Consider the following 11,475-nt stretch of genomic DNA (forward strand, 5'->3'; position numbering starts at 1 on the left):
TCGCGCCTTGGACATGCGCGTGCGCCCCCTGGACAGATATTTGATGATCGCCGACTTACTGCATGGCTCTTCGGCTAGTGTAGTTGGGCTTCCGACCCGTGATCAGAATGCGCGGAATTCCTCTGTTAGCAACGATTATTCTGTCTGAAAAATACGCATCTTAGAATACGACAAGCAGACGGTTGCTATCACTTCGATTCTTGTATTTCGTTTTGTTAGTTGTTTGGCGGAAGACTCGCTAGTTCAGACAGAAAACGACGTTTCAAGCTCTTCAAGACACTCTGCGACATCGAAAATGAGTCGCGACAGGCGTATCGTGATCGCCGGCAAAGGGGCTCAACACCGAGTTGAGCGATGGCAAAGCCAGAAAAGATTCCAAAGAGTTTGAGAGAAAAGCCGGCTGCGAAAGGGTGGCGGCTCATCCAAGAAGCAGGCGAAGCCGACAGCGCTTATGACGAAGCGATTGAGATTTTGGAACGTGCCCGCATTACACGCCGACAGGACTGAAGCTGAAACAAACTTGCTTCGAACGCGCCGAGCAAACTGTCCAATGGCGACGAGCAGACCTTGTCAGGCAAGATGCGATCGGAGCGCCTATCCCCTCCCCTTCAGCACCAGTTGCATGGTCTTCACGGCCGGCCCCGCTGCGCCCATGCGAAAGGGTCCCGGCGCAACGAGTGCGGCAATTGACGTCATTGGATCGTCCTGATGTTGTGCTACGAGAAGGTTTTGAAAGTTTGCTCATATGACCGCTAGTGGTCAATCGGCCCTAGATTGCATGGGCTGCGCTTTTGTCATCCGTCTTGACGTGCCCGATCCGCTGCCAGCGATGTTCAGCCTTAAGTGCCCGAGATGCACCAAACTTTGGCTCTACTCTCCGCGAGATATTCGAACTGTGGCAGCACCGCCTAGTCCGCCACCGGACGAGTGAGACCGCCCGCCACAAGGGCAGCGACGCTCATCATGAATCTCCATGTTTCAAGTCTGGTGCTTAGCTGTTAAGCGCAAGCACTCTGCAGATTTATCCAGCTGGGGCTTTCGGAGACTATGGTCGTCAGAAATATCCAGTTAGATGGGCTTCGCGGCGTCGCCGCACTCAATGTTGCGGTATTCCACACGATCTTGGGTATCGACGGCGATCTCAAGGATCGTTACGGGAAACTGTCTGATTTATCAGGCCCGCATGACTGGTTCGCTAAGGCAGTTCTCAAGCTCTTCAACGGCGAGACCGCAGTCTTCGTTTTCTTCGTGCTGAGCGGGGTCGTCCTCTTCAATAGCTTGATGCGTGAGCGCGCACCACTTCTTGCGAAGAGTTTCACATTTTCAATTCGGCGCATTTTCAGAATTTATCCAGCAATGATCGCCAGCTTGCTGTTCAACATGGCAGTTTTTGTGTGGTTCGAAAATCCATTTACTATCTCCGATTTTCTGATCAACTCAACGCTCTACGACTTCCGCATTAATGGCGTCACTTGGACGCTTAACGTCGAGATGGTGGGTGTGGCGTTCGTGCTTCTCGTATATCTCGCTTGGCGTATTGGCGGCGTCGCTGGCATGCTCGTTACGTTCATAGGCTCCTGGGTATTTTTTCGGATGCCCGATCTTCCATTTCCCGGTACGTTCCGAGGCTTTTGGATCTACTTCGCTCTCGGAATGATCGTCCCCACGAAAGTCGGCAAAAATATCGCCAGCCGCCTCCCGAGTTGGTCGATCGCGCCAGTCTTACTAATAGCGATCATATTTAAGGGCACCCTGCAGCAAATCTCGATCGGGTTGCTCGTCACCATGATTTATTACAGTCGCGCCGGTTTTTTCGGACGTTGGCTGGAAGCACCAGTCTGCCAGTTCCTAGGGCGGATCAGCTACAGCTTTTACCTCTTTAACTTTGCGATCTTCGTCTACGTTTGCGGGTACGCAAAAAGGTTAGACTGGATCAACCTTCATCCGATCGAGGGTGGTCTTTTGACCTCCCTTTTCACAGTCGGCCTGACGATTCCGATCGCGTATCTCTCGATGCGTTACGTCGAGATCCCTGGAATTGCGCTTGGGCGACTAGTCACGTTCAAGTCGCGGATGCCGCGCCGACGCGAAATAGACGGTCCTCAAAATGCGTCATAGTTAGGCGGCAACCTCACAACGGCCGGCCCCGTTGCGCCCATGCGCAGGGGTCCCGACGCAACGAGTGCGGCGATTGTCATAGGTTGTTCTCCAGTTATGTAAGTGTTCTCAAGCCAAGACCGAAGCCGCCTAGCCGTCTTAGGCCGGTGCTTTGGGAACCATGGGTGCCTGTGCTATCCTGGCCCGATGATCGAAGTCTTCCAAATCATTTTGATATTGAGCATCGCTGGAATGCTCATCGCGGCCCTTGTGAGATGGATTAGCGGGATACGGCACCGCCGCTACCTTTCACGGCTAAATCACACAGCTAAACCCGACGAAGATTGACAAGCCCGCCACGAGGCAGCGACGGTCATCGCGTTGCCCTGGGTTGTTTCACCAGCTAAATACGCGGATGGCGAGCCGTGGTCTCCGCGCCATCGGCCAGCATGACCAGGCTCAGTCCGTAGCCGATCACATCGTTCAAAATCTGCGGCACTATTCGCTCGATCTGGAAAGCTAGGGCGAGTCAGCAACGGCATCATCGAGATGCACGAGTGCGGCAGCATGTTCATGGGGAAGGGCCAGACGCCGGAAGTCGACCGACCGCTCGACAATTAACCTTTTGCCTCATTAGGACGGTTTCTTAATGTCGTCCGGTACGCGATGGAACGGAACGTATATATCGTCGCTACAGCCATCCGGATTGAGAGCAAGCCTCTGAACCACCGGATCTTTTCTCTTGAAGAAAAGGGCGTACTCTTTTCGGCCACTGCCCGGCTGAACACCCCGTAAGCAAGCCACAAAGGCGCCCGGTGCACCAGGCGCCAAGGGGCCGGCCGGACGCGCTGCGGAAACTTCCAGTGGATCAGAAAGTTTTGCGTCCTTCGCTGCTACCGTGAATGCCTTCGTCATAGCAACGGTCTCAGGTGGCGCGATTGGGTCCAAGTCTGCGACCGGCGTTTGGATTTGGCCTGAGCAAGCGCACAGTGCGAGGCAGAAAATCAACGCGAATTGCCGAGTGAGATTCATACCGCTCCCTATACGCCCGCCCGAAAGACCGGGCAAGCAAGCCAGAAGGCCCGATGCCGGAACTAATCAGCCGTACCCCCTTTGCAGGACGCCGGCGAGTATATCACCCGCCTACCAAAGCAGACGCACGACGCCCCGCCGTGGCAGAACGCGATGCACGTCTTGATCCAAGCCGCCGAGTACGACGGGCCGATCGAGTTCGCACGGCTCGATATGATGCAGGCTCTCTTTCCGAAAGGCCCTCCGGTCTACCACTCCGTCGACAAAGACCCGAAGTGGCACAACCGCTACAAGCTCGTGAGGGATCAGAAATGCGCGACATCGACATCATCAACGACGCCGTCGAGGACGCTCGGGCTGTCGTGGGCAGCTACGTACAGTTCAAATCGCCTGACCCGCAGTTTGTTTTAGAACGGATGTTTGAAACACTCGAAGCGCGCACGCAAGACATCAGGCTAGCTCGCCTTCATCATCTGCCCGTAGATGCCGAAATACTGGTCGCGCATATTGGCGATATCGAATTCGGTGACGAAATCCTTCGCCGTCCTTGCGATCTTCGCGGCGAGCTCGGGCTGCGCCGCAAGCGCCGCGATCTTGTCGGCGAGATCCTCGGCGGATCCGACCTTGAATTTGATACCATTCGAGCCGTCCACCAGCAATTCGGCCGGGCCATCGACATCCGCGGCGATGACAGGCAGGCCGACCGCCATGGCTTCGAGCAACACCAGTCCGAAACCTTCGAAACGCGATGGCAGAACGAAGATATCGGCCTCGTCCAGCGGACGGCACACATCGGTACGCCCGCACAGAAAGCGAACGCGATCGGCGACGTTCTCGGCGATCGCCTGGGCCTTTAAACTCAGGAGGGTCGACTCGTCGCCCTCCGGTGGGCTGCCGACGAAATCGCAGCGAATGTCGAGCCCGCGCGCGGCGCAGAGACTGACCGCCTTGATCAGGATGTCCTGCCCCTTCTGTTTCGGATAGATGCGGGCCACGTTGATCAGCCGCAGCGGCGAGCCGAAGCGACGTTCGCGGGCCACGGCGCGGAAGGCGCCCAGCGGAATGCCGTTATGCACCTTGAACAACCGCTGCAGATGCACGGCCTGACATTCGCGTTCGACGGCGGCGGAGATGGCGATGTTCCAGTCGACGAAGCGGCGGTGCAGGCGCAGCTTCACGCGATCCCAGGTACCTGCGATGCCGGTATTGTGGATCGTGTAGCCGACGCTCATGGGCCGATACAGTTTGCTCAGCATCGCGAAATGTTTCGCCCCGCTGTCATGAGCGTGAATGACGCGAATGTCATGGCGGCGAATGATATTGAGCAGCGTCAGAATGATGCGCGGATTGCGATTGCCCGGCTCGCGTTTCAGAAAATAGATCGGGTGACGGGTGGCGGAGAGTTCGGCGGCGAGATCGGGATTGAGTCGGTCATTGATGACGACAAACACCTGCGGCACGCCCGCACCCGGTTCGCAACTGGCCGCAAAGTTGATCAGCAGCCGTTCGGCCCCACCCACGGTCAGGGATGAAATCAACTGAAGTACAGACGCCACGTTTAAAATGCCCCCGGCCCGGATGCCGCGCAAATTCCAAGCTAGACCTTCATCCGGATTATTCCGCCGCAGCAATTGCGTGGAATTTCACAGGCGTCCGGACCGTGTTTCGCAGCCTATTTCGGCTGACGCTCGTGGCTATTCTGCGGCGCACAAAATGCGCTGCGCAGACGAATTGTGGCGAAAAGACGGCAGCGCTGCATCTGATTAAAAAATGGCGCTATATGAATATCAAACGGTCACGCTTCCGTACAACTCCGCGCTTCTTCGCCACAAAATCTGTGGCGGCGGCTCGGTTGCCCGCGATCCAAATAGGGGGTTTCCGCGGGTGCAGTTTGCTGCGCTTTGCTGGCGGGTCGATTTGAGGAGATTGGCTACTCAACCGCTTCAAAGATGAGGGACAGCTTGTCTTTCCCTCACAGAGGGCCATAAAGAGAGCGGAAAGCAGAAAAGGCCATTAATTTCAGTTATCCTGCAAAAATCCCCTGCATCCGAAACCTTGTGAAAGACGTTCCCTCATGCTTGGTAATATTTGACCATTGATTTGCCGTGAATTTTCGGGAAAGCACGTTGCAGAACTGCTATCATCCGCAGACCGCCTCAAACGATGTTATCGTCATGCCAGTAGCCCACCGCGTTCCCGCCCTCGTCTGTGTTGTGCTGCTGTCCTGCAGCCTTGGCGGTTGTGGCTCGATCAGTTCGTTCATGGCCGGCGGCATGGCTGACCTGATCCCGGCATGGGCTGGCGGCCTGCCAGCAGACGCGCCGCCGCGTCCGGGCTCTCCTGAATACGAAGCCTATGCGAAGCGGCACGAGCATCAGCAATCCGGCGCCATGACGGGGCCGGACCCCGCTACATCGCCGTCCGCAGAGGCCGTTCGCTGATCGCGCCATCGTCCGGCGCCGCGACGGCGTTGTTCAGTTCATGAAAACAACGGTCTTCATGCCGTTGAGGATCACGCGATCCTCGAGGTGATAGCGCATGGCGCGCGCCAGCACGCGACGCTCAATGTCGCGGCCCTTGGCCACCAGTTCTTCCGGCGTGTCGCGGTGGCTGATGCGCTCGACGTCCTGGTCGATGATCGGACCTTCGTCGAGATCGCTGGTCACGTAATGCGCGGTGGCGCCGATCAGCTTGACGCCGCGCGCGTGCGCCTGGTGATAGGGCCGTGCGCCCTTGAAGCCCGGCAGGAACGAGTGGTGGATGTTGATGCACTTGCCGGACAGTTTCGCCGACATCTCGTCCGACAGGATCTGCATGTAACGCGCCAGCACCACGAGCTCGGTCTCGGTCGTGCCGACCAGATCCCAGATCGCCTGCTCCTGCTCGCGCTTGGTCTCCTTGGTGATCGGCATGTGGTGGAACGGGATGTCGCCGAAATCGAGATCCTTGAAGGCTTCGCGCGGATGGTTCGAGACGATCGCGGTCGGGATCATGTCGAGATCGCCGGTGCGCCAGCGATACAGGATATCGACGAGGCAGTGATCGGACTTCGACACCAGCAGCATGACCCTGCGACGGGTCGCCCGGTCGCGCATCTGCCAGTCCATCTTGAAGCGCTCGGCAATGGCCCCGAAGCCGGTCTGCAGCGCCGCCAGACCGACATTCACGTCGGCGGCGTTGAACACCACGCGCATGAAGAAGTGACCGGTTTCGACATCATTGAACTGCTGGGCATCGAGAATATTCTGGCCATTATGGGCCAGGAAGGTCGATACAGCCGAGACGATGCCGGGGCGATCTGGACAGGACAGGGTCAGGACGAATTGATGGGACATGGCTTATAAGAACCTGGGGCGAGCTGATCTGCTTCAAGTGAAGCGAAAATTGGAGCCCTGCTCTATCATCCGAAGCAAGCTTGCGCCAATCCAATTGCGCGCTGCAATATGGACGTCATTGCCAGCGAATTAACGTGCGAAAACAGGCAGAAAACATAGATGGCTGACAAGCTCAACGGTTACCGCATCCTGATCCTGGAGACCCGCGAGGAAGCGCAATTCTCCCGGCTGCTGACCGAACAGGGCGCCAATGTGCTGCAATGTCCGATGTTCACCATCGAGGACGCGCCGGATTCCGCCCCGGTCGAGGCCTGGATCGGCCGGTTCATCGCTAACCCGTTCGACGACCTCGTTTTAATGACCGGCGAAGGGCTTCGCCGGATGATGAAAATCGTGCGCCAGCGCGGCATCGAAAAAGAGTTCGTGGCGGCGGTCGGCAAATCCCGCAAATTCGCACGCGGCCCGAAGCCCGGTCGCGCCTTGCGCGAGATCGGCCTCGAGGCTGACATCACCACCGAGAAGCCGACCTCCGAAGGCGTTGCCGAGATGCTGTCGCGGCTCGATCTTAAAGGTCACCGTCTCGGCCTGCAGCTCTATCCCGAGAAGGACCACAGCGTTCTGATATCAGCGATCACCTCCTGCGGCGCCGAGGTCGATACGGTGCTGCCTTACGTCTACGACTCCAAGGCCGCTGAAACGAACATCCTCTCGGCCATCGACGAAATGGAAGCGGGCCGCGTCGATGCCATCGCGCTGACGAGTTCGGGTCAGGTGCGCCGTCTCGTCGATGCTGCGAAGGCGCATAACCGCGAGGATCAATTGCGCAGTGCACTTGCAAAGACACCGATCGCATCGGTTGGTCCGGTCGTGTCTGACGAATTGAAATCGTACGGCCTCGAAGCTGATATCTATCCGGCCAATGATGCGTTCTTCATGAAGCCGCTGATCTCGGCGATGTCGATCGCGCTCGACAAGGCTGCAGCGCGCGCCGAATGACTTGACGCCCGCACACATCTCGACATGATGCCCCGACACATAAAAAAAATGATCGGGCGGAAATGCCAAACTTGCCATTATCGGATTTGCGTGTCGCGGAAATCGGATCCGGCGATACGCTGGATTACTGCGGCAAACTGTTTTCCGATTTCGGCGCCGAGGTCATCAAGATCGAACCGCCGGGCGGCGATCCTGCGCGGCACTATCCGCCGCTCGTCGATGCCGGCGATGGCCGCCGCGAGAGCGGATATTTCGCCTGGCTGAATACCAACAAGCGCAGTGTCATCGCCGATCTCGATAAGGCCGATGATGTCGCGCGGGTCCGCGCATTGCTTGCGACATGCGACCTGCTGATCGACGCGCGCGCGCCTTCGGAGATTCCGAACTCACTCCTGACGCATGATGACTTGCGCAACGAGCAACCCGGCCTCGCGATCACCGCGATCTCGTGGTTCGGCGAACACGGCCTCTACAGCAATTATCAGACGACGGACTCCGTCTGTCGCAGTCTCGCGGGCAGCGTGAAGCTGGTCGGTGCGCAGGAAGGCCCGCCGGTGCTGCCGCGCGACGGCCAGATCGCCGTCATGGCCGGCCTCACCGCTTTCATTCCGACGCTGGCCGGCATGTATGGTCGCAACACCGGCGCGCGGCGCTTTGCCGTCAGCGCGCATGAGGCGATGTTGCAGATCAGCGAGTTCGACACAGGACTCGCACTGGAAGTCGGCTTCACGCGGCCACGCATGGCCATCAACCGGTTCGGCCGCGGCTATCCCGTCGGCAATTTCCCAACCAAGGACGGCTGGCTCGGCATCACCGTCGTGACGCCGGCGCAATGGGCTGCGTTCTGCGTGATGCTCGGCCTTCCCGAACTGGAGACAGAGCCGCAGTTCAACGACGGTCTCGCGCGCACCAACAATTCCAAAGCGCTGTTCGATATCTTCCAGCCCATCCTGATGCACAAGAGCGCAAACGAATGGTTCGAGATGGGCATCAAGCTGCGTCTTCCGCTCGCGGTCGTGCCGGACATGGAGACGCTGCTGAAGCAGCAATACTACCGCGATCGTGGCGCCTTCGCGAAAGTCGAGATTGGAACGGCATCGTTCGATGCGCCGGTGCTGCCGCAGACACTCACCGGCTCGCGCCCCAAACCGAATGGCCGCGCGCCATTTGCCGGCGATGACACAATCGACGCCCTGCCCACGCATCAGCGCGTGGCGACACGGCAGGCAACGCCGGATGATCCGCAGCCGCTGAAAGGCCTGCGCATTATCGATCTCACCATGGGCTGGGCCGGCCCATCGGCCACGCGGCAGATGGGCGATCTCGGCGCCGACGTCATCAAAGTCGAGTCCTGCCAGTATCCCGACTGGTTTCGCGGCACCGATCCGCGCGGCCCGTATTTTCCCGAGCGCACCTACGAGAAAATCTACTGGTTTCAGCAGATGAACCGCAACAAGCGCGGCATCACGCTGGATCTCACCAATCCGCGCGGCAAGGAGCTGCTGAAACAACTGCTCGCCGGCGCGGATGCGGTGATCGACAATTATGCCGCCGACGTGCTGCCGCGCATGGGTTTCGATGCGGCAGCCATGCACAAGATCAATCCGCGTCTCGTGGTGGTGACGATGCCGGCCTTCGGCATGACCGGTCCATGGAGCGGTGTGCGCGCCTATGGCTCGACGCTGGAGCAGGCCTCAGGCCTGCCATCGGTCACCGGCCGCGAAGGCGATCCGCCGACCATGCTGCATGCCGCGCTCGGTGATCCCTTCGGCGGTGTCAGTGCTGCGGCGGCATTGATGCTCGGCTTCATGCATCAGAAGAATACCGGCCTCGGCCAGCACATCGACCTCAGTGCGACGGAAGCCCTGCTGCCTCTTGTCGCACCCTCGGTCATTGAGCAATCCGCCACCGGCAAATCCGGCCCGCGCATTGGCAACCGGCATCCGCGCTTCGTGCCGAACGGTTGCTTTCCCTGTCTTGGCGAAGATCAGTGGATCACCATTGCCGTGCGTAGTGACGACGAATGGCGAGCACTGTGCAAGGTCATGCATCGCACTGACCTGGCCGATGACGCCGCATTGGCCACAGCCGAAGGCCGCCGCGCCGAGGAAGACCGTATCGAGGTCGCGGTCCGGCATTGGACGACGACCGTGCGACCGGATCTGGCCATGGTGACGCTGCAGGACGCCGGCGTGCCCGCGGGTACCGCGCGACTGCCGCTGGATCTGGCCGGGGATCCGCACCTGCTCGCAGTCGGACATTGGCAGCCTGTGACCAAGGTATTTATGGGCCCGCATCTACTGCCCTCCGTTGCCTATCGCGAAGGCAGTGCAAAAATGCCCTATCCGATCACCCGGCTGGCGCCGACGCTCGGCCAGCACAACGAGGAAGTCCTGCGCGATCTCCTGGGCCTCAGCGCAGCGGACATCGACGAATTGCGCGCCGCGGAAATCAGTGGCGACGCTGCGATATCCAAGAAAGCGAAGGCCGCGCCTACGACCAAGTGAGGCTGCAAGTGAGGCTTGCAGCTTCGGCGGCCATGGCTCACACTCCCGGCATAAGGCCAGCGACGGATGGATCAAAAGATTCGGCGTCGCGACAACGGCCAGCACAAATGCTTCCAGGGAGAAACACCATGCGCAAACTAGCCCTCATTGCGTCCATTGCGCTGCCTATGCTCGGCGGCTCGGCGATGGCGCAGGAGACCGTAAAGATCGGTTATATCGATCCACTGTCCGGCGGCGGCGCCAGCGTCGGCGAAGTCGGCCTCAAGACCTTCCAGTTTCTCGCCGATGAGCTGAACGCCAAGGGCGGCATCCTCGGCAAGAAGGTCGAGATCGTCCCCCTCGACAACAAGACCAATCCGCAGGAAAGCCTGATCCAGGCGCAGAAGGCGATCGATGGCGGCATTCGCTACATCACCCAGGGCAACGGCTCGTCGGTCGCCGGTGCACTGTCGGACTTCGTCACCAAGTTCAACGACCGCAATCCCGGCAAGGAAGTCCTGTACTTCAACTATGCCGCCGTTGATCCGGTTCTGACCAACGAGAAATGCAGCTTCTGGCATTTCCGCTGGGATGCCAATTCAGACATCAAGATGGAAGCGCTCACCAATTACATCAAGACCGTGCCCGCGGTGAAGAACGTCTACCTGATCAATCAGGACTACTCGTTCGGTCAGTCGGTGCGGAGCCAGGCGCGCGCCATGCTCGGCGCCAAGCGGCCCGACGTGAAGATCGTCGGCGACGAACTGCATCCGCTGCTGAAGATCACCGACTTTGCGCCATACATTGCGAAGATCAAGGCATCTGGTGCCGACAGCGTCATCACCGGCAACTGGGGTCAGGATTTTGCCCTCTTGCTGAAGGCAGCGGCTGACGCGGGCCTGAAGGTGAGCTGGTTCACCTATTATGCCGGCGGCACCGGCGGCCCAACCGCGATCAAGCAGGCCGGCCTGAACCACCAAGTGTTCCAGATCGCCGAAGGCATCCCGAATCTCGGCCACGCCTCGGCCGACGTGTTCGAAAAGGCACTGCGCGCGAAGTATGACTTCAGCCTGTTCTATCCGCGCGCTGTGAACGAGATGCGCATGTTCGCAGCGGCCGCCGAGAAGGCGAAGTCACTCGATCCGGTGAAGGTGGCCGCAGCCCTCGAAGGCATGGAGTTCGAGGTGTTCGACGGCGGCAAGGGCAATATGCGCAAGGACGACCATCAGTTCTTCCAGCCGATGTATATCGCCTCGTTCGGCGAACGCACCGACAAGGAGCCGTTCGACGAGGAAAAGACCGGCTGGGGCTGGAAGCTGGCCGCCAAGATCGACACGCCGCAGACGGTGCTGCCGACGACCTGCAAGATGGAACGGCCGTAAGCCCTGCCTTCTCCCCGCCTGCGGGGAGAAGGTGGACCGAACTTGCAGAGCAAGTTCGGGACGGATGAGGGGGGACTCTCAGTTTCACTCACTGCCTCCCCCTCACCCGGATTGCTGCGCAATCCGACCTCTCCCCGCAAGCGGGGA

8 protein-coding genes are annotated in these 11,475 nt (G+C 59.3%); 6 read left to right on the forward strand and 2 right to left on the reverse strand.

The window, feature by feature from the left end:
- The first annotated feature begins 354 nt into the window (after window positions 1-354).
- Entirely contained in the window at window positions 355-507 is a 153-nt protein-coding gene (locus AB7951_RS17945; RefSeq protein WP_439093782.1) for a hypothetical protein, read from the forward strand.
- A 540-nt stretch (window positions 508-1,047) separates the two neighbouring features.
- The gene (locus AB7951_RS17950) at window positions 1,048-2,118 is read left to right on the forward strand and encodes an acyltransferase family protein (RefSeq protein ID WP_441255960.1); all 1,071 of its coding nucleotides are present in this window, start codon (window positions 1,048-1,050) and stop codon (window positions 2,116-2,118) included.
- A gap of 1,466 nt (window positions 2,119-3,584) precedes the next feature.
- Here the strand turns inward: AB7951_RS17950 and AB7951_RS17955 are convergent.
- Entirely contained in the window at window positions 3,585-4,685 is a 1,101-nt protein-coding gene (locus tag AB7951_RS17955) for a glycosyltransferase (RefSeq protein WP_441255961.1), read from the reverse strand.
- A 618-nt stretch (window positions 4,686-5,303) separates the two neighbouring features.
- Here AB7951_RS17955 and AB7951_RS17960 point away from each other — a divergent pair.
- Window positions 5,304-5,570 (forward strand): hypothetical protein, encoded by a 267-nt coding sequence (locus AB7951_RS17960; protein WP_439093790.1) that lies wholly within the window; start codon window positions 5,304-5,306, stop codon window positions 5,568-5,570.
- A gap of 33 nt (window positions 5,571-5,603) precedes the next feature.
- Here AB7951_RS17960 and purU read toward each other — a convergent pair whose 3' ends face one another.
- Entirely contained in the window at window positions 5,604-6,464 is an 861-nt protein-coding gene (purU, locus tag AB7951_RS17965) for a formyltetrahydrofolate deformylase (protein ID WP_089268114.1), read from the reverse strand.
- 159 nt (window positions 6,465-6,623) lie between these two features.
- Here purU and AB7951_RS17970 point away from each other — a divergent pair, with 159 nt between their 5' ends.
- The 3 genes from AB7951_RS17970 to AB7951_RS17980 all read left to right on the forward strand — a co-directional run bounded on the left by AB7951_RS17970 (window position 6,624) and on the right by AB7951_RS17980 (window position 11,328).
- A complete protein-coding gene (locus AB7951_RS17970; RefSeq protein WP_441255962.1) occupies window positions 6,624-7,460 on the forward strand; it encodes a uroporphyrinogen-III synthase in 837 nt (278 codons plus the stop codon).
- A 62-nt stretch (window positions 7,461-7,522) separates the two neighbouring features.
- Window positions 7,523-9,967 (forward strand): CoA transferase, encoded by a 2,445-nt coding sequence (locus AB7951_RS17975; RefSeq protein ID WP_441255963.1) that lies wholly within the window; start codon window positions 7,523-7,525, stop codon window positions 9,965-9,967.
- 128 nt (window positions 9,968-10,095) lie between these two features.
- Window positions 10,096-11,328, forward strand: a complete 1,233-nt coding sequence (locus AB7951_RS17980; protein WP_093760115.1) for a branched-chain amino acid ABC transporter substrate-binding protein — start codon at window positions 10,096-10,098, stop codon at window positions 11,326-11,328.
- Window positions 11,329-11,475: the final 147 nt, after the last annotated feature.

The sequence above is a fragment of the Tardiphaga sp. 285_C5_N1_2 genome (assembly GCF_052076065.1).
Classification (GTDB): domain Bacteria; phylum Pseudomonadota; class Alphaproteobacteria; order Rhizobiales; family Xanthobacteraceae; genus Tardiphaga; species Tardiphaga robiniae.

Coding starts and splice junctions, on each gene's coding strand:
- AB7951_RS17945 (WP_439093782.1), top strand. CDS start 355: ATGGCAAAGCCAGAAAAGATTCCAAAGAGTTTGAGAGAAAAGCCGGCT.
- AB7951_RS17950 (WP_441255960.1), top strand. CDS start 1,048: ATGGTCGTCAGAAATATCCAGTTAGATGGGCTTCGCGGCGTCGCCGCA.
- AB7951_RS17960 (WP_439093790.1), top strand. CDS start 5,304: ATGCCAGTAGCCCACCGCGTTCCCGCCCTCGTCTGTGTTGTGCTGCTG.
- purU (WP_089268114.1), bottom strand. CDS start 6,464: ATGTCCCATCAATTCGTCCTGACCCTGTCCTGTCCAGATCGCCCCGGC.
- AB7951_RS17970 (WP_441255962.1), top strand. CDS start 6,624: ATGGCTGACAAGCTCAACGGTTACCGCATCCTGATCCTGGAGACCCGC.
- AB7951_RS17975 (WP_441255963.1), top strand. CDS start 7,523: ATGCCAAACTTGCCATTATCGGATTTGCGTGTCGCGGAAATCGGATCC.
- AB7951_RS17980 (WP_093760115.1), top strand. CDS start 10,096: ATGCGCAAACTAGCCCTCATTGCGTCCATTGCGCTGCCTATGCTCGGC.